This is a genomic window from Streptomyces scabichelini, assembly GCF_011045015.1.
GTDB lineage: Bacteria > Actinomycetota > Actinomycetes > Streptomycetales > Streptomycetaceae > Streptomyces > Streptomyces scabichelini.
Genome location: NZ_JAAKZY010000202.1, coordinates 1 through 18,071 on the forward strand (window position 1 = coordinate 1; position 18,071 = coordinate 18,071).

17 protein-coding genes and 2 pseudogenes are annotated in these 18,071 nt (G+C 70.0%); 9 read left to right on the plus strand and 10 right to left on the minus strand.

The features are described 5' to 3' along the window. Window positions 1-225 precede the first annotated feature (225 nt). The 5 genes from polX to G5C60_RS40140 form a co-directional block, all read right to left on the minus strand. Window positions 226-1,968: a DNA polymerase/3'-5' exonuclease PolX gene (polX, locus tag G5C60_RS40120; RefSeq protein WP_165267260.1), complete on the minus strand. Its 1,743-nt coding sequence runs from the start codon at window positions 1,966-1,968 to the stop codon at window positions 226-228. 105 nt (window positions 1,969-2,073) lie between these two features. After that, on the minus strand, window positions 2,074-3,807 hold the full coding sequence (locus tag G5C60_RS40125; RefSeq protein ID WP_241267420.1) for a lysyl oxidase family protein: 1,734 nt from the start codon (window positions 3,805-3,807) through the stop codon (window positions 2,074-2,076). A gap of 94 nt (window positions 3,808-3,901) precedes the next feature. Next, window positions 3,902-6,445 carry an ABC transporter permease gene (locus G5C60_RS40130; RefSeq protein WP_165267262.1) on the minus strand — a complete coding sequence of 848 codons (2,544 nt, stop codon included), beginning with the start codon at window positions 6,443-6,445 and terminating at the stop codon, window positions 3,902-3,904. 6 nt (window positions 6,446-6,451) lie between these two features. Beyond that, window positions 6,452-7,222 carry an ABC transporter ATP-binding protein gene (locus tag G5C60_RS40135; RefSeq protein ID WP_165267264.1) on the minus strand — a complete coding sequence of 257 codons (771 nt, stop codon included), beginning with the start codon at window positions 7,220-7,222 and terminating at the stop codon, window positions 6,452-6,454. Further along, window positions 7,219-7,521, minus strand: coding sequence for a hypothetical protein (locus G5C60_RS40140; protein WP_165267258.1), 303 nt, complete (start codon window positions 7,519-7,521; stop codon window positions 7,219-7,221). Before G5C60_RS40140 ends, G5C60_RS40135 begins: the two co-directional genes overlap by 4 nt. A gap of 253 nt (window positions 7,522-7,774) precedes the next feature. Here G5C60_RS40140 and G5C60_RS40145 point away from each other — a divergent pair, with 253 nt between their 5' ends. From G5C60_RS40145 to G5C60_RS40155, 3 genes are all read left to right on the plus strand, one after another. Next, on the plus strand, window positions 7,775-9,094 hold the full coding sequence (locus tag G5C60_RS40145) for a sensor histidine kinase (RefSeq protein WP_165267266.1): 1,320 nt from the start codon (window positions 7,775-7,777) through the stop codon (window positions 9,092-9,094). Further along, window positions 9,082-9,741 carry a response regulator transcription factor gene (locus tag G5C60_RS40150; protein WP_165267268.1) on the plus strand — a complete coding sequence of 220 codons (660 nt, stop codon included), beginning with the start codon at window positions 9,082-9,084 and terminating at the stop codon, window positions 9,739-9,741. Before G5C60_RS40145 ends, G5C60_RS40150 begins: the two co-directional genes overlap by 13 nt. 171 nt (window positions 9,742-9,912) lie before the next feature. Next, window positions 9,913-11,094 carry a serine hydrolase domain-containing protein gene (locus G5C60_RS40155; RefSeq protein ID WP_165267270.1) on the plus strand — a complete coding sequence of 394 codons (1,182 nt, stop codon included), beginning with the start codon at window positions 9,913-9,915 and terminating at the stop codon, window positions 11,092-11,094. Between the two features lie 85 nt (window positions 11,095-11,179). Here G5C60_RS40155 and G5C60_RS40160 read toward each other — a convergent pair whose 3' ends face one another. From G5C60_RS40160 to G5C60_RS40170, 3 genes are all read right to left on the minus strand, one after another. Beyond that, window positions 11,180-12,133, minus strand: a complete 954-nt coding sequence (locus G5C60_RS40160; RefSeq protein ID WP_165267272.1) for an SMP-30/gluconolactonase/LRE family protein — start codon at window positions 12,131-12,133, stop codon at window positions 11,180-11,182. A gap of 199 nt (window positions 12,134-12,332) precedes the next feature. Further along, window positions 12,333-12,950: a Uma2 family endonuclease gene (locus tag G5C60_RS40165; RefSeq protein WP_165267274.1), complete on the minus strand. Its 618-nt coding sequence runs from the start codon at window positions 12,948-12,950 to the stop codon at window positions 12,333-12,335. Between the two features lie 207 nt (window positions 12,951-13,157). Beyond that, the gene (locus tag G5C60_RS40170; RefSeq protein ID WP_165267275.1) at window positions 13,158-13,601 is read right to left on the minus strand and encodes an ATP-binding protein; all 444 of its coding nucleotides are present in this window, start codon (window positions 13,599-13,601) and stop codon (window positions 13,158-13,160) included. A gap of 218 nt (window positions 13,602-13,819) precedes the next feature. On the opposite strand from G5C60_RS40170, the gene G5C60_RS40175 reads away from it, so the two are divergent. Together G5C60_RS40175 and G5C60_RS40180 are read left to right on the plus strand one after the other, a co-directional pair. Beyond that, window positions 13,820-14,665, plus strand: a complete 846-nt coding sequence (locus tag G5C60_RS40175; RefSeq protein WP_165267277.1) for a Scr1 family TA system antitoxin-like transcriptional regulator — start codon at window positions 13,820-13,822, stop codon at window positions 14,663-14,665. A 10-nt stretch (window positions 14,666-14,675) separates the two neighbouring features. Beyond that, window positions 14,676-14,873: a DUF397 domain-containing protein gene (locus G5C60_RS40180; protein WP_165267279.1), complete on the plus strand. Its 198-nt coding sequence runs from the start codon at window positions 14,676-14,678 to the stop codon at window positions 14,871-14,873. Window positions 14,874-15,081: 208 nt separating this feature from the next. Here the strand turns inward: G5C60_RS40180 and G5C60_RS53825 are convergent. After that, a pseudogene (locus tag G5C60_RS53825) lies at window positions 15,082-15,132 on the minus strand (hypothetical protein); the annotation flags it as partial. 168 nt (window positions 15,133-15,300) lie between these two features. Between G5C60_RS53825 and G5C60_RS40190 the strand changes: the two are divergent. Further along, window positions 15,301-15,432: pseudogene (locus tag G5C60_RS40190) on the plus strand (helix-turn-helix domain-containing protein); the annotation flags it as partial. A gap of 38 nt (window positions 15,433-15,470) precedes the next feature. Here G5C60_RS40190 and G5C60_RS40195 read toward each other — a convergent pair. Next, window positions 15,471-16,019 (minus strand): DUF1062 domain-containing protein, encoded by a 549-nt coding sequence (locus tag G5C60_RS40195; protein WP_165267281.1) that lies wholly within the window; start codon window positions 16,017-16,019, stop codon window positions 15,471-15,473. 320 nt (window positions 16,020-16,339) lie between these two features. Here G5C60_RS40195 and G5C60_RS40200 point away from each other — a divergent pair, with 320 nt between their 5' ends. The 3 genes from G5C60_RS40200 to G5C60_RS40210 all read left to right on the plus strand — a co-directional run. Next, on the plus strand, window positions 16,340-16,726 hold the full coding sequence (locus tag G5C60_RS40200) for a hypothetical protein (RefSeq protein WP_165267283.1): 387 nt from the start codon (window positions 16,340-16,342) through the stop codon (window positions 16,724-16,726). A gap of 31 nt (window positions 16,727-16,757) precedes the next feature. After that, entirely contained in the window at window positions 16,758-17,162 is a 405-nt protein-coding gene (locus tag G5C60_RS40205; RefSeq protein ID WP_165267285.1) for a peptidase M23, read from the plus strand. A 213-nt stretch (window positions 17,163-17,375) separates the two neighbouring features. Then, window positions 17,376-18,071, plus strand: a 696-nt coding sequence (locus G5C60_RS40210; protein WP_165267287.1) for an MFS transporter, incomplete at its 3' end; no start/stop codon positions are given.

Sequence of the window (18,071 nt, forward strand, 5' to 3'; positions counted from 1 at the left end):
CACTTGCCCACCGGCGGGAGGGGTCGTGGGTCGGTGCGTCGTATGCCCGTCGCGTAGGTTCGTTCTCAGGCCACCTGCGCCCTGTTGAGCCGAAGGGCCGTATGCCCACCCAGCGACGGGCTGACGCACCGGCCCACGACCCCGCACCCACCACCCACCCAGGGGCGCGGGGAACTGCGCGACCAGCCACCCACACACCCGCACCCAACAACGAACCCGACCCGCTCAACCGCCGGAGGCAACCCGCAGGAAACGCCGCAACCGCCCCTCCGACCAACAATTGACCACGTCATCCTTGGTAAGCCACCCACGCTGAGCCGTGCCCACGCCATAACGCATGTTCGCCAGATGAAGCGCGGCGTGCGCATCGCTGTCGACGGCGAACTTCACCCCGTGCCGCTTCGCCCGCAGAATGTCCTCGTCACGCAGGTCGAGCCGGTCGGGGTGGGCGTTGACCTCCAGGGCCGTGCCGGTACGCGCGCAGGCCGCGAAGACCGCGTCGAGGTCGGCGTCGACACCCGGCCGCTTGCCGATGATCCGGGTCGTCGGGTGGCCGATGATGTTGACGTACGGGTTCTCACAGGCCCGTACGAGCCGACGGGTCAGCGCCTCACGCCCCTGGTTGAAGTGCGAGTGCACGGAGGCGACGCACAGATCGAACCCGGCCAGGAACTCCTCCGGCCAGTCGACGTCACCGTCGGGGCCGATGTTCAGCTCCGCACCGTGCAACAGCCGCATGCCCTTGCCGTGCCTGCCGCCATAGGAGCCGTCGAGCTCCCGCACGCGCTCCCGCTGGGCCAGCATCCGTTCGTCGGTCATCCGCTGCATATACAGGTTGGGCCCGTGATCGGTGATCGCGTAATAGGCGTAGCCGCGCTCGGCGGCCGCCGCCACCATCTCCTCCAGCGGGGCAAGCCCGTCGGTGAGGTCGGTGTGCGTGTGCAGGTCACCACGGATGTCCGCCTCCGTCACCAGGCCGGGCAGCTCGCCACGCAGCCCCGCCTCGATCTCGCCGCGGTCCTCGCGCAGCGTCGGCGGGATCCACGGCAGCCCGAGCCGGGCGTACACCTCCTCCTCGGTCTCGGAGACGATCTTCTCCCCGCTCTCGGCGTCGAACAGCCCGTACTCGGACAGCTTCAGCCCCTGGTGCACGGCCAGTTCCCGGGTGCGGATGTTGTGCGCCTTGCTCCCCGTGAAGTACTGCAGGGCCGCGCCCCACGAGTCCGGCGGTACGACGCGCAGGTCGACGGACAGACCCTTGGTGGTGCGGATCGACGTCTTCTTCTCGCCGTGCGCGATGACTTCCGAGACGTACGGCAGCTCGGTGAACGCCCGCATCAGCGGCGCCGACCTCCCGGCCGCGGCGAGCACGTCGATGTCGCCGATCGTCTCGCGGAAGCGGCGCAGCGACCCGGCGTACGTGCACCGCCGGCAGCCGGTCACCCGGGACAGTTCGGCGACGATGTCGTCGGCGAGGTCCATGGCGACGTCGAGCAGGACGCGGTCTCCGGAGGACTGGAGGAGTTCGATGCCGTGAAGGATGTTCTCCTCCGTCTTCGGCCCGAAGCCCTTCAGGTCGCGCAGCCGTTCCTCGTGGATGGCGTCGGCCAGTTCCTCGACGGAGGAGATGCCCAGCTCCTCGTACAGGACGCAGGCCTTCTTCGGGCCGAGCGTGGGGATGGCCGTCAGCCGCCGGACCCCGGCGGGGATCTTCGCCCGCAGCTCCTCGACCGCGGACACGCTGCCGCTGCGGAAGTACTCGACGATCTTCTCGGCGATCGACTTGCCGACGTTGGGGATCTCCTGAAGGCCCTTGACGTCGAGGCTGGACACCTCGGCGTGGTAACCGCCGACGGCACGGGCAGCCTTCTCGTAGACACGCACCCTGTACGCGTCTCCGCCAGTGATCGAGATCAGATCCGCGTACTCGGAGAGCAGCGCGGCGACCTCGTCGTTGGACCGAGCCACATATCCAGGGTAGGCACAATGCCCGGTGCCCCTGAGACCCGCACCGCGGTACATACCGGGGGCGGGCCCCAGGGACACCGTCGTCTCCTGCGGGTCCTACGGGTCCTACGGGGCGTCGATCAGGTCGTGCGGCGGCACGGTCACCGTGCGGGCGCCCGGCTCACCGCCGATGATCACCTTGCGCAGCGCGACGTTGTTGCCGGTGTTCGTCTCCTGGAGGCGCTTCTCCGGGTTGGCGATGACCTGGATGTAGTACGTGCCGTTCGCCAGGTCGGTGATGTCGAAGGACTGGCCCGGAAGGTACTGGCCGTACGTGTCGCCGGAGCCGACGTCGAGGACCTCGCGGACGGAGATCGCGTCCTTCCCACCGCAGGCGGTCGACAGATCGGTGTTCTCCGGGTGCCAGTTGGCGTTCTTCACCGTGTAGTCGATCGCGTCGGTGTTGGCCAGGCAGAAGGCCTCCTTGCCGCTGCGTACTTCCTTGGTCTGGTCCTCGCTCAGCAGCCGGTAGCTCGCGAAGTCCGTGAAGTGCCAGTGGTCGTGCCCGTCCCGCTCGTCCCACTCCATGGTGCCGGTGGGCGCGTATCCGACCTCCTTGCCGTCGGCGTCGTAGAAGTACTGGTACGCGTCCATCAGGTTCTTGCCGGGGCTGCGGAAGCCGTCCACGACGAGCGGGGCGGGGCCGGCGTTCCAGACGTTGGCGCTGAAGGCGAGGTAGTCCTTGCCCGCTACGCCACCGTGGTCACCGTCGTCACCCTCCTCGCCGTCGGTGACTTCGATGCCCCAGGCGGGCAGCGAACGCAGGTCCGGCTTGGGCACGTTCGCCGCGACACCCGCCCGGCCGGTGGGCCGCTCGGCGTGGGGCTTCGCCGCGGACGCGGGCGCGGACTCGGGCGCGATGGGCGAGCCGTCGGTGTAGCCGGGTCCGTCGCCCGGTCGGGGCGCCACGCCGCGGTCCTCCAGCGCGTGCGACACGGCGGGCGGGGCCGGCTCGTCGGCGCCGCCGGGACCCTGGTGGGGGGAGGCGTCCGCGTCGTGCCCGGCGGCCTGGTGCCCTCCGGAGTGGGCCGAGGACCGCGAGGCGGCCACTCCCTCGCCATCCGGGAAGCTGTTCTCACGTACCGTCAGCTTGATGGTCGGCCGGTCATCGGGGATACCGAACAGGTCGCGGTACTTCTTGGCCACCGCCACGTTCGCCGTGTACTCGCCCGCCGGCAGGTCCACCTGCGATCCGTACCACGAGGTGGTGTTGGACGCCCAGCCCTTCTCGACGCCCCACACCGAGCCCAGCGTGAACGGGTTGGTGGAGCAGCCCTGCGGATACTTCGACGTGGCCGGGGCGTCCGGCCGGATCCGCCCGGAGGCGTTGTTCGGGCAGAAGGCCTGCTCCGTCTTCGACACTTCCTCGCCGGCCGCGTTCTTGACCGACACCTCCAGGAAGCCGGGCAGACCGGCGAAGTCCTTCACCAGCCCGGCGGGCAGTTTCTTGGCCTTCGTCTTGGTTCCCTCGTGAATGATCTGCTGGGCGACGACGGGATCCTTGTACGACTTCCGGGTCACCTTGAACTCCAGCGGCGCGCCGTCGACCGTGACGTACGTGCCGAGGTCCAGCGTGACCCCGCCCTCCTCCTCCCAGCGATCGAGCGTCAACGAGTCCGTCGCGGCGATCAGCTTGAGCTTCGGCTTGCCCGCCGTTCCCGCCTCCGCCGCCCCGGCCCCGGGGGCGGCTCCCGCCCCGGCGACGACGGTGGTGAGCGCGAATCCCGCGGCTAACGCCGCACGCTTCGGGCGGTTGCGGTGCTGCTGTCTGGTCATGTGTTCCTCGTCTGCGAGAGTCATGATCAAGCCTGTGAGCAACCTGTGAGAGTCGTGATGAGGGTGTGTGGTTGCCTTTGCGGAAGAACTCGCATCACGAGGCAGGCGGGGTCAGCCGTCACCCACGGTCGGCGAGCGCGTCCACCGGGGCCGTGCGCAGCGCCCGTCGGGTGGGCAGCTCGATGGTGACGAAGGCCAGGCTGATGATCGTGAGCGCTGTGGCGGGCAGCAGCCAGACCGGGCCCGCGGGCCAGGGGCGGTCGAGGAAGCCGATGCCCAGCAGGGTGAGGGGGATCGCGGCCAGGACGAGGCCCGCGGTGAGGGCGGCGACGCCGATCACCGCGGCCTCGCGGCGCATCATCGCGCGGATCTGACGGGGCGTCGTGCCGTTCAGGCGCAGGGTGGCGATCTCGCCGCGGCGTTGGGCGGTGGTGGCGACGAGCTTGTTGGCGATGCTGAGGAGGAGGTAGCCGAGGAGTACGACGATGGTGGCCAGGTTGACCCATACCTCGGGCGGGGCATCGTTCAGGCTGCCGCCCGTTCCCGTGTCCGTGGGCTCCACCGTCAGGCCCGGCCGGGACCCGGTGAGCGCCGTGAGCTGGCGCTGTGCCGTCGCCGTACCGTCCGTGCGGACGAGGATGCTCTCGTCGGGGCCCGTCGTGGTGTGGCCCGCCGCGAGGTCCCGGGAGAGCGCGACCGGGCCGAAGCCGAGTCCGCGGTCGTAGACGGCGACGACCTCGGCCTTCACGCGGGTGCCGTCGCCGAGGATCAGGCCGACCCGCTCGCCCAGTCCGGCGCCGCGGGAGCGGGCGACATCGCTGCTGACCGCGACAGTGTCGCCGCTGAGCCCGGCCAGGCTGCCGAACCGTACGTTCAGGTCCAGGACGCTCCACGCGTCCGGAGTGAGGATCATCGCGGAGGAGGATTCGACCTCGTCCTCGCCGAGGAGCTTGTAGGGCCAGATCACGGTCGTGCTGCCGACGGGGGCTGCCGCCCGTACGCCGGAGGTCTTCCGTACCGCGTCGAGCGTGTCCTCGGGCAGTGCGCCGAGGGCCGGTGCGCTTAGGCGTTGCTGGGCGAGGGTGCCGGTGCGGACGTCGTGCGAGGTGGCCGTCATCACGGTCGTCTGGGCGAGGGTGTACGTCAGGACGAACACGACCGCCATGGCGAGGGTGCTGACGACGCCCGCGATGCGCAGGGCGTAACCGCGGACGTTGGACACGGCCAGCCACGTCGGCGCGGCGACGCCCGGCCGCAGCCGCCGTGCCAGAGTGTCGCCGGTGCGCCGGACCAGGGCGGGGCCCGTCATCGCGAGGCCGATCGCGCCGATGACGCCGGCCATGGAGGTCGCGGCCGCGCCGAGGACGGTCCTCGACAGCAGCGGTACGACCGAGAGGGTCGTGGCGGCGAGGATGAGCAGCAGTCCGGCACGGGTCCGGATGCGGGACGGCTCACGGGGTTCGCTGCGCGACTCGGCGACGGCCTCCGTGGCCGGCAGTCGCGACGTACGCCAGGCGGCGCCCCTCGCCGACACCTGGACGGCGACGGCCAGCAGGAGGGCGGTGGCCAGCGCGGGCAGCGGGCTGAACGTCAGGGGCAGGGCGTCCGGGAGCACGCCGCGTTCGACGAGCTGTTGCCGGAACTGTCCGGCCAGCAGATAGCCGAGGACGGCCCCGGGCACCAGCGCCACGGCCGCGATCACCGTGGCCTGGGCGGCGGCAAGCCGGCGGATCTGCTTCGGGGTGGCGCCGACGGCCCGCATCAGGGCCAGCTCGCGGCGCTGCCCGGCGATCGACACGCCCAGCGCGCCGGCCATGACGAACCCGGTGATCAGCACGACGATCCCGGCGAGCGAGCCCGCGAGCAGGATGAGGAGTGAGCGCGAGGCCACGGCGTCGGGCGCCGCGAGGTCTCCCCGGTCTTCGCCGGTGGCCACCACCAGGTCGGTGTCGCGCAGTTCATCGCGGACGGCCGCGGCGACGGAGTCGGTGGCGCCGGTTTCGGTACGCAGTCCGATCAGGTCGACGGTCCCGGCGCGGGCTCCGCTGTCGCGCCCGGCCAGCCGCTCGGCCGTCGCGTCGGCGAAGAAGACTCCGGCTCCGGGCGCGTCGACGACCCCGGAGACGCGGTACTCGGCGGCGTCCCGGCCGGCTGCGGCAACCTCGACCCGGTCGCCCGCCGTGACACCCGCGGCGGCGGCCATGTCGCGGTCCACGGCGACCTCACGGGAATCGCCCGGCTTCCTGCCGTCGACAGGGGCGTCCTGCAGCAGCCCGGTGGAGGACCAGCCGTGCCCGGCCGTCCTGGGATCCTCGCCCGGTACGACCCTGCCGTCCGCGTCGACGAGGGCCGCGGGGAAGCCGACGTCGCCGACCACGCCGGTGACCCCGGGCAGCTCGCCCAGCCGGTCGACGAGCCGCGCCGGAACCGTCCCCCGCTCCGGCAACGCGATCGGCAGGTCCCCACTCGGCCGGAAGGTCTGATCCGCCGACACCACGACGTCCGCCCCGGCGAGCCGCCCGGCCGGCAACTGTGACCGCAGGCCGGACTCGGCCAGTACTCCGGTACCGGTGACGAGCACCGCACCCCCGAGCACCGCGCACGCCACCGCCACCAAAGCGGCGACCCGATGCCGGGCCATCCGCACCGCGAAGTACCACATGGCCCCTCAGCCCTCTCCCAGTGCGACGAGCCGGCCGGCCAGCTCGGGTGCCGTGGGCGCGTCCAGGGTGTCCACGACCCGGCCGTCGGCCATGACCAGCGCCTGGTGCGCCTGAGCCGCGGCGGCCGGGTCATGGGTGACCATCACCACCGTCTGGCGCAGCTCGTCGACGAGGTCACGCAGCAGGTTCAGGACCTCGTGGGCGCTGCGCAGATCGAGCGCGCCGGTCGGCTCGTCGGCGAACACGACGGCGGGCCGGGCCGCCAACGCCCGTACGATCGCGGCCCGTTGCTGCTGCCCGCCGGAGAGTTCGGCGGGCCGGTGCGTCAGCCGGTCGCCAAGCCCGACCCGCTCGATCAGGATCCGCAGCCACTCCTTGTCCGGGGCCCGTTCCGCGAGCCGCAGCGGCAACGTGATGTTGTCCGCGACGCTGAGCGAAGGCACCAGGTTGTAGGACTGGAACACGAAACCGATGCGCTCGCGCCGCAGTTCGGTCCGGCGGGTCTCGTTCAGGCCCGCGATCTCGTGCCCGTCGATGCGGACGCTGCCCGCGGTCGGGGCGTCCAGTCCGGCGGCACAGTGCATCAGCGTGCTCTTGCCGGACCCCGAGGGCCCCATCACGGCGAGGAAGGTGCCGCGTTCGACGGTCAGGGACACGTCGTCGAGGGCGCGTACCCCTCCGGGATACGTCTTGCTGAGGTGCGCAAGCGCGATGGCGGGGGTGTGGTCCGGGGTGCCCGCCGCGTGGGCCTCAACTCCCCTGAGGAGCTTGCTCATCGACGACCCCGCAGGCGCTGAGCGACCAGTGCGGTCAGGCAGACCGCGGTAACGGCGCCGAAGGCGAGGTGGACCGCCGTCCCGGCAGCGGCGTACGAGGCCACCATGTTGCCGATCGCGCTGATCACCAGCAGCACCCAGAGGAGGGTGCGCACGACTCCGGACCCGGTGACGACGCGGAGCGGCTCGCCGACGGGGAGCGGCCCGCCGATGGTCTCGGCGTTGTGGTCGACGGACGGCTTGGCGGACGGGTCGGCGTACGTCCCGGAGGCGGTGGTGAGGCGGTAGGGGTCGGTCATTTTCGGGCTCCTTTTCCTGGTGGCCGCGGAGGCTTGCGGCCTGTTCCGCTGTCGTCACCGACGCTATGAATCGCGCCCCCTCGCGGCCGAGCCCGCCTGCCGCCCGGTTCGAGGTACAGCAGGCTGTACCTCCCGGCCCCGGCTGTACCTCCCTGCCCCGCCTGCACCTCCTCCGGACCTCCCCGACTTCCTCGCCGCTTGAGCTGACGGCCAACTGTTCGGCGCCTTAGGGTCATTGCCCGAGGAGGAGTGCATGTCGAGCCAGCGGTACGCATCGGGTGGCGGCCCGAAAACCCGTAGCGGCGCCCCGGAAACACCTAACGAAGCCCGGGAGACCCGTATCCGGGACCTCGCTGCACGGTCCGCCGGCGCCGCCCTCGCCGCGCTCGGACAACTCGTCGGCGGACTCGGCAGCGCCCTGCTGGCGCTGGGCGTGCTGGTCCTGGTGGCCGTCACCGCCGTGGCTTCAGTGGCCGGAGTGGGACTGCTGATGGCACCCGTCGCGCTGCGCGCCCTGCACGCCGTCGCCGACCGTGAACGCGACCGGCTCACCCGCTGGGGCCCCGAGCTGATCGGCCCGGGACCCGCACCGACTCAGCTGCGCGCGGCCCTTGTCGACCCCACCACCCGGCGGGAGCTGCGCTGGCTGGCCACGCACGCGACCCTGGGGCTGCTCCTCGGCCTGCTCGGCTTCGTGCTGCCGCTCTTCGCGGTGCGCGACTTCCTCTACCCGCTGTACTGGCAGCTGATCCCGAAGGGCACGGCTGACACCTGGCCGGCTGGGAACGCGACCGCGCAGTCCTGGCCGGGCGCCATCGCGGTGGCCCTGCTGGGCCTGGCCTGGATCGCGATCATCGTGGGGCTCACCCCGGGCATGGCACGGCTCCAGGCGCGGCCGGGACGGCGGCTGCTGTCGGCGGGCCCCGACGCGGACCTGTCCCTGCGGGTCGCGGAGCTCACCGCCACCCGGGCGGCCGCCCTCGACGCCCACGCGACCGAACTCCGCCGCATCGAGCGGTCGTTGCACGACGGCACCCAGAACCGGCTGGTCAACGTCACCGTCCTGCTCGGCGCCGCCCGCCGCATGGTGGCCCGCGACCCGGCCGGAGCCGACGAACTCCTCGAACGCGCCCAGAGCGCCGCCGAGGGGGCGCTGGCCGAACTGCGCTCGGTGTCCCGGAGCATCCTGCCGCCCGTACTGGACGACCGCGGCCTCGAAGGCGCGCTCAACGGACTGGCCGCGGACTGCCCGGTGTCCTGCCGCGTCGACGTCGAGACACCCGCGAGGTGCGCGGTCTCCGTCGAGGCGACCGCCTACTTCGTGGTGGCCGAAGCCCTGACCAACATCGCCAAGCACAGCCGCGCCCGGCACGCCACCGTCTCCGTCCGCAGCCACGACGGCCGACTGCACCTGCACATCACCGACGACGGCAGGGGCGGCGCGGACGAGGACGGCGGCTCCGGACTCACCGGCATGCGCCGCCGGATCGCCGCCCACGACGGCACCCTCACCCTGACCAGCCCGCCCGGCGGGCCCACGACACTCGAGGTGGATCTCCCATGCGGATCGTGATCGCCGAGGACGACCCACTGCTGCGCGAAGGGCTCGCCCTGCTGCTGCGTGCGGAATCGCTCGACGTGGTGGCCACCGCCGGCACGCCCGACGGCATCCTCGCCGCCATCGACGAACACAAGCCGGATGTCGCCATCCTCGACGTCCGGATGCCCCCGACCCACACGGACGAGGGCATCGTCGCGGCCGTAGAGGCCAGGCGCCGCCGGCCCGACCTGGCCGTGCTCGTCCTGTCCGCGTACGTCGAGCAGAGCTTCGCCACCGAACTGCTCACCGGCGGTGTCACCGGCCTCGGCTACCTCCTCAAGGAGCGGGTCGGCCGGGTCGAGGAGTTCCTGGACGCACTGCGGCGCGTGGTGGCAGGCGGTACCGCCATCGACCCCGAGGTCGTCGCGCAGCTCTTCGCCCGCAGCCGCGACGACAGCCGCCTGGAACGGCTCAGCCCTCGCGAGCGCGACGTACTCGCCCTGATGGCCGAGGGCCTGGGCAACTCCGCCATCGCCGAACGGCTCGTCGTCACGGACGGCGCCGTCCACAAGCACATCCGCAACATCTTCGCCAAGCTCGACCTGTCCCCCACCGACCAGGTGGACCGGCGGGTCGCCGCGGTCCTCCGCTATCTCGAGGACGTACGCCGCAGTGCCTGACGAGGCATCACTTGATGGAGCGTCAAAGGGCGTGTGGCCGACCGGTGGTACAGCAGGCTGTACTACGGACTGGGCTGCTGGCTTGATCGTCGGCCGTGGGTAGTTTTCCTACGTTGGTGATCGCACCGCACAGGGCGGTGTCATCGCCGACTTCCGAGGAGCCCGTACCCCATGGCGACCAAGACCCGCACCAGGTTCACCTCCCGCATCGTGACCACCGCGCTCGTCACCGTACTCACCGGACTGGGGCTCGCCATACCCGCCGCGGGCGCGACGAAGTCGGGCGACGACACCCTCCAGAACCAGGTGAACGCCATCCACAAGACCGGAACCGTGGGCGTCCTGGCCCAGTCGACCGGCCCCCGCGGACACCGGTACGCGGCCGCCGGGGTGGCCGACAAGGCCACCGGTGACACCGTGAGGCCCAGTGACCGGTTCCGGATCGCCAGCGCCACCAAGACCTTCGTCTCCACGGTGGTGCTGCAACTGGTCGGCGAGGGCGAGCTGTCGCTGGACGACACCGTCGAGGACTGGCTGCCGGGAGTCGTGTCCGGCAACGGCAACGACGGCAGCAGGATCACCGTACGGCAGCTGCTGAACCACACCAGCGGACTGTTCAACTACACCGAGGACTTCCCCATCCTCACCAGCGCGGAGGGCTTCCAGGCCGACCGGTTCACGACCTGGACCGACGAGCAGCTCGTGGGCATCGCGATGAAGCACGCGCCGGACTTCGAGCCGGGCGCCAAGTGGGCGTACAGCAACACCAACTACACCCTCGCCGGGATGATCATCGAGAAGGTCACCGGGCGCAGCTGGCAGCGGGAGGTGACCGGACGCATCATCCGGCCGCTGGACATGCGCAACACCCTCGCCCCGGACACCTATCCCCACATCCCCGGCCCGCACCTGAAGGGCTACTCCAACTTCGACGGCTCCGGCCCGACGATCGACGTCACCGACTTCAACCCCTCCGGGGCGGGGGCGGCCGGGGCCATGATCAGCACGACCGCCGATCTGACCCGCTTCTACTCGGCGCTGCTGGGCGGCAGGCTCCTGCACCCGGCCGAGATGGCGGAGATGAAGACGACGGTACGGGCCGAAGAGCTGGACCCCGTCTGGGCCGGCGCACGCTACGGCCTCGGGCTGATGGAGGTCCCGCTGTCCTGCGGCGGGGTGTACTACGGCCACGGCGGTGACCTCGCCGGCTACACCACCCGGAACGGCGTCAGCGCCGACGGCCGACGGGTCGTCGTCGTGGAGTCGACCGGCGACCCCGCGGCCGATCTCTCCACGTTCAAGGCTCAGGTCACCCTGATCGACCGGCAGCTGTGCGCCTCGGGCGCGAAGTAGGTGAAGTAGGAGAAGTAGGCGAAGTAGCGGAAACCGTGGTGGGAATGGCTACGGCCGTTCCCACCACGGTCTTCACCGCAGGTCATTACAGCGAAACGGCGACGCCGTTGAACGTCGTCTCCGGCGTCTGCGGGCTGGTGAACCGGGCGTTGACGAGGTAGAGCCGGTCCCCCCAGCGGGCGGCGGTGGTCGGGACATCGAACCGGGGATCGGTGATCGTCCGCTTCAAAGTGGCGGTGGTGACCTTGGCATCGAGGTCCCACACGCTGATGAGGTTCAGCCGGTTCTGCACGACGTACAACGTGCGGCCGACACGAAGGAGACCGTCACCGTTGACGACGTCGGCCTGCCCGTTCAGCGCGATCTTCTTCGCATCACCGGTCTTGAGGTTCACGTGGTAGAGCTCGCCCGGCGTGCTCTTGACGACGATCAGGCCACGGCCGTCGGGAGTGTCGACGATGCCGTTGGCGTTGTTCACATCGGGCGTCTGCACCCACTCGCCGCCCAGCGGCAGACTGCGGACCTCTCCACCACGGCCGCGGGGTACGCCGTACAGCACGGCGTTGCGCGAGTCGGTGAACCAGGCGCGGTCGCCGAGCAGGATGACGTCGTTGATGAACGGGGCGGCGCTGTCGGTCAGTTGGTAGGTGTCCCGGAGCTTGCCGGTACGGGAGTCGACGATCCTGGCCGTCCCTCCGGCGCCTCCGGCGAGGTAGAGCAGGCCGTCGTGGTCCAGCTTCAGCCCGATGGACGCCGTGCCGGTGGCTCCCTCGAAGAGGACGCCGCCCTTGCCGGTGCGCAGATCGGTGCGGTAGACGGCGCCGTTGGCGCGCGAGCCCATGTAGGCGTACGGCTTTCTGCCGATCGTGATGCCCTCGGGGAGCCAACCGTCGGGGAGCGGGAACTCGGTCGGCCACGCGGCTTTCACCGGGGCGGCGGAAGCGGCGCTCGCCGTGCCGACGCCGGCCGCCACCGTGAGCGCGGCGGCCGCACCGCCGAGAAGGGTGCGCCGGGACGGCCGGGGTGGGTTCGGGGTCATGGTTCCGGGCCTCCGTGAAGGTGGGGGTGGGACTCTGCGAACTCAGTAACTCAGCGAACTCTTGGGACAGTTGGGGACATCGAGAACCAGGCGAAGCCCGGCTCCCGAACTCTGTCGCTCGTAACGGCCCACCACCCACCAGAGTTCCCCTATGAATCCCCTGTGGCCACCCTGTGCCCGCCCCCCGGCGGGCCGCCTCCTACGAGCCTGTCCTCTGCCCGGCACGCGGCGAATCGCCGTACAACGGGAAGCGCTCCGTGGCGACTTCGAATCCGAGGGGCGCGGGCAACGGCACCGGCTCCCCGAACTTGCCCGGCAACACGTCCTGATAGGCGCCGTTGTCCGGATGGGTGTGCAGGGCCCAGGTTCCCTTGCGGGGGTCGACGACCAGGAGAACGGCCACGCCCGCGACGGCATACCAGTCGGCTTTGTCCCTGATCTCGCGGGACTTCTCGGAACTGGAGATGACCTCGACGGCGAGCGCCGCGTCCTCGGCCGCGGCCAGCCAGTCATCGTCGTCCATCCAGTCCAGGGGCAGGACGATCAGGTCCGGCGTGGCGTAGTCGTCCGGGTCTTCCGGCAGGGCGATCGAGGACATCTCGAACGCTCCGAGCCCCTCGGGAAGAATCCCGTCGAACTGCTGACGCAGCTGCCACACAACACCCGCATGCTTCCCACGCGGGGTAGGGGACATCACGAGCTTTCCTCCCACAATCTGCACACGCAGACCCGTAGCGTCCTGGATCTTCTCGGCGATCTCACGCAGATTCCCCGGGCGGGGGCGCGGGTACATCGAGGCGCCCGGCGATACCGACATGGCTCGCTGCCTCCGTCCCTCCACGTCTGCGGCTGCGTGAGCGGGGTCGATGGGAGGTCCGATGTCCCGCTCGGCGTCGAATCCACCGTACTGTGCAGCCTCCTCCACCGCCTCGGCTTCACCGCCCACACGCATGCACGTGGCCCTCCTGAGTCGCTCCTCAAGCTGTGTCACACCATCTCCCTTTCACGCTCCGGATACATGCCGTCACCGTAGGACATCGCACTGACACTCGGCCCACAACAGCTTGCCGCCCTCGGAGCCGCCCAGTTCGGGAGGCGCAGAGACGCCCCACGCGTCGACGCAGGCCCGTACGAGGTGCAGGCCGCGGCCGTTTTCGGCTTCCGGGGCGGCTTCCGGTGGTACGTCGGCCGCGTCGCCGAAGCCGGGCGGGAGTCTCGGATCGGAGTCCCATACGGCGACGTAGAGCCGGTCGGATTCGGTGGAGCGGATCCGGAGGCCGTACGGGCCCTTGGTGTGCAAGTGGGCGTTGGTGAGGAGCTCGGAGGCCAACAGCTCGGCGGTGGGCGTGAGTTCGGTGAGGTGGTGGGCGGCGAGGACCGTACGGAGGGTTGCGCGGGCGATACCCGGTGCGCGGGGATCGTGCGGGAGTTGGAGGGTGTAGCTCCAGGGCGGGGATACGGTTGCCATCGGAAGTCTCCTGGTTCGGAGGGAAGTTGGACGGTTTGGGGGTGCGGGTTGGTTACGTTGCCCAGTGACCGCGGCCGCTCCGTCGAGCGGGGTGCTTCTGGGTGGGGCGCCTGAGCAATAAGGTAGCGGCGTCCAGTGAATACATTCACTGGAATCCAAGGATCCCATTCACTACCACCCGTGTGGGTGACGCTGACAGCAAGGAGGCGGGCAAGCCCGTGAGGAGCAACCCAACGGGTCGTCAGCTCCGCTTCGGTGCGGAGCTGCGCAAACTCCGAGAACGCGCAGGCCTCACCGCCACCGAGGCGGGTCAACTCATGGGCATCAAGCAGACCCAGGTCAGCAACATGGAGGCGGGGCGCGTGGGCGTGAGCCCTGAACGTGTGCGTGCCCTCGCCCGCCACTACAAGTGCGGCAACGCGGCACTCGTCGAGGCACTGAGCGAGATGACCACCGACCGGACGCGCGGCTGGTGGGAGGAGTACCGCGAGCTCCTCCCCGCTGGCCTGCTCGACCTGGCCGAGGTCGAGCACCACGCCGCACGCCTGCGCACCGCCATCACGGTGCATATCCCCGGCTTGCTCCAGACCGTCGACCACGCTCGCGAGCTGTTCCGTCAAGTCGTACCGGAGTTCTCACCGCCGGACATCGAGCACCGGGTGTCCTTCCGCATCAAACGTCAGGCCATCCTCTTCAGGAACAGCCCGACCCCCTACCTCGCGATCATCCACGAGGCCGCTCTGCGCATGCGGTTCGGCGGCTCGTCCGTGGCGAAGGGACAGCTGCAGCACCTACTGGACATGAGCGAACGGGACCACATCACGCTCAAGGTGCTCCCGTTCGCCGTCGGGTCTTTTCCAGGCTCGGGCCAGTCGATCTTCTACTCCAGCGGTCCGGTACCCCAACTGGACACGGTCCACCTCGATCAGTCCCACGGCCCCGCGTTCCTCGACGCCGAGGCCCAGTTGGAGATGTACCGGGTACTCCTCAACCGTATGGAGTCCCTGGGCCTCGGCCCCGAGCAGTCCCGAGACGTCATCCACAACGCGATCCGTGACCTGTGAAGGGAACGAAATGTCCAAGCACACCAGGTGGCAGAAGTCGTCCTACTGCGGACAGGGCGACTCATGCGTACACATAGCTACCGGCACAACAACGATCCACCTCACTGAAAGCGGCGACTCCACCGGCGCCATACTCGACGCGACCCCCGCCGCCTTCTCCGCCCTCCTCCACACCCTCAAGCGCGAGGAAGAACCCCACCGTGGCTAGTGGGACGCCTTCGTACTGGGCGTACAGGCAGGCGAGTTCGACCACTTCATCGAAGGCCTTGAGGACGCGCAGAACAGCACTCCATAGCCCGCGAGCCCACCGGTCACACCCCGGGAGGGGGGAAGTCCTCCAGCGGCATGGCGTTCTCGTCGTCCTGCTGGCCGAGGAGAATGGTGCGCACGCCCGGCGGGATCACCTCGATCACCTGGACTCCGCTGTCGGCGACCTGTACGCGCAGGCCCTCGGAGAAGGAGTGCAGCGCGGCCTTCGTCGCGCCGTAGGTCGGGGACGACCGCGTCGTCCTTGCCCGCGAGCAGGGGCAGGAAGGCGTACGTCATCCGGATCCTGCCGAGCAGATTGACCGCGACGTGGTCCTCGGCGACCGGGAGGGAGGCGGGGTCGAGGAGGTTCTCCCGCAGCATGATGCCGGCGCACCCAGGGACTGCGCCGCGAGGAGGTCGCCCAGCTCGTCGGCATGTCCGCCGACTACTACGCCCGCCTGGAACAGCAGCGCGCTCCGCAGCCGTCCGTCCAGATCACCAGCGCCCTCGCCAAGGCCCAGGCCCCTGGTCCCTGGGGCCGGGGCCCGGGGAGGGCTCAGCGCTTGAGCGTGAAGGTGAAGTCGCCGGAGAGCTTGCCGCTCAGCCGGACTGCCGCAACGAGTCTCCCCTCCGTGATCAGTCTCTCGACCTCGGCCCGGGAAAGACCGAAGCCTTCAGCGATCAGCCGCACCGGCCGGACAGGGATCCTCGCCGCAAAGCGGACCGCTACATCGATCACGTCGCGGTCCAGGTGCTGTGATCCGCCGGTGTCGAGGCGCCAGGCGTCGTCCCAGTCGAGGGCGATGCGATTACGGCGCCGTACGACCGGATCCTGGAGCAGCTCGGCTGCCAGGCCAGGGTCGTTGTCATGCATCCGGTCCAGCAACTCAGGTCGTACGGAGCGCACGTTCGCCCGCTCCAGGACCGTGAGCTTCGCCGTGTCCCCGCAGGCGGTACAGAGCACGAGGAGCCAGGCGTCGAGGAGCTTGTGGTGTGCGTTGACGCGGAATTTGCCGTTCGCCCGGAAGCGCTCGGACGCGCATGTGTGGCAACGGCGGAGAACGGTCGGCAGGCAGGTGGGCATGACCACCCAGCTATTGAGCACAGAAGTACACCGGTTTCAGTGAGAAGTCCGCAGCAAAAAGGAGCGCGGCGCATATGCGCGACGCGCGACACATCAGCTCTCGGGAGGTCTCACAGGGTGTACAACGGCACGTCCTTGCCTAGACGACTTGGCTCAGCAGCACGGTAATGGCGCACAGCGGCGCTGCTCCACTAGTTTTCGAGCGCCCTCACAGCCAGAGGTGACGTAGGTCACAGTCACCCCTGTCATACGGATCAGGCTCCCCCGTCGTGTCCCGTGCGCAAGGTACGCAACGGCCGACGACCAACGGCCAACGGCCAACTACCAACGGGGAGAAGCACATGAAGGTACGTACCGCACTCGCCGGAGCGGCAGCCGCCGCGGCGCTCGTGGCGGGATCCGTCGCCACGGCCGGGCCCGCCGCGGCCGCCGACACGGGGGCGCAGGCCACGTACACGGTCTGGGCGACGGACGTGAACGTCCGCGACAACCCGAACGACGTCGCCACCTGCGACAACAACCCGTCGACCGCGAACTGCCCGCGCGTCGTCGGGAAGTTGCAGCCGAACCAGCCCTTCGAGGCGGTCTGCCAGAACCAGGGACAGGTCGTCGGCGGCAACGAGTGGTGGGTGCTCGTCGAGCGCGGCGACATGCTCGGCTGGATGGCGAGCTACTACGTCGACCACCCGGACAACAAGCTGCCGAACGTTCCGGAATGCGGGATGTGAGCGAAGAACGAAACGAAGGGGGATGAGCACCATGAAGACACGCACAGCACGCGCAGCACGCATCAAGGGAACCCTCGGCCGCAAGGCCGCCGTCGCGGCGGGGATCGCCGCCGCCGGGGCGCTGGCCCTGACCGGCCCGCAGGCCCTCGCCGCGGACACCGGCGGGGCGTCCGCCCAGGCCAAGGAGGTCTACGTCTGGGCCACGAACGTGCGCCTGCACGTCGAGCCCTACGTCAACTCGCCCTCACCGACGAAGGTGTCCCAGGAAACGCTGATCGGCCTCTGCCAGACGCCGGGCGACACGGTCACCGAACCGGGCCAGGGCACCAGCAGCTGGTGGACGCAGGTCGAGAAGCCGGGCGGCAGCGACAGCCTGTTCATCAGCAACGTGTACCTGGTCGGCGGCGAGAAGATCGAGGGCATCCCCGACTGCTGACGACCCACGACGTGCGCTGACAGGCGCTCACGCATGAAGAAGCGGGACCCGGACAAGGGTCCCGCTTCTCGCGTGTCCTCTCGTGTGTCCCGCCCTCCCCAAATCTTCACCAAGCGAGCCCCTCCCCCAGCGGCTTAACTTGCTTAACTAAATCAACGTACTTACATTTTGATATGTCGCGCATACCCGACCGCCCATACGGAGGGCTCGACCATGTCCCATGCACAACCCCGAACCGCCTCGACCGGGGCGGCCGCCCCACCGCGGCCGAACGTCGTCGTGGCGGTCCTGGCCTTCGGCGGGATCGTGGTCTCGCTGATGCAGACCCTGGTGATCCCGATCGTTCCGGAGCTCCCCACGCTCCTGAACGCCCCGGCGTCCGACACCGCCTGGGCCGTCACCGCCACTCTGCTCGCCGCCGCCGTCGCCACCCCGATGATGGGCCGCCTCGGAGACATGTACGGCAAGCGCCGCATGCTCCTGGTCAGCATGGTCATGCTGGTGGCCGGGTCGGTCACGGCCGCGCTCAGCGAGTCCCTGGTCCCGATGATCGTCGGGCGTGCGCTGCAGGGCCTGTCGGCCGGCGTCATCCCGCTCGGCATCAGCATCATGCGCGACGAGCTGCCCGCCGAACGGCTCGGCTCCGCCACCGCCCTGATGAGCGCCTCCCTCGGCGTCGGCGGCGCCCTCGGCCTGCCCGCCGCCGCGCTCATCGCCGACAACTTCGACTGGCACATGCTGTTCTGGGCCTCGGCCGGTGGGGGTGTCGTCGCTCTCCTGCTCGTCCTGGTCCTCGTACCGGAGTCCAAGGTGCGCACCGGCGGGCGGTTCGACCTGATCGGCGCGATCGGCATGGCGGCGGGTCTTGTGTGCCTGCTGCTGGCGATCTCCAAGGGCGGGGACTGGGGC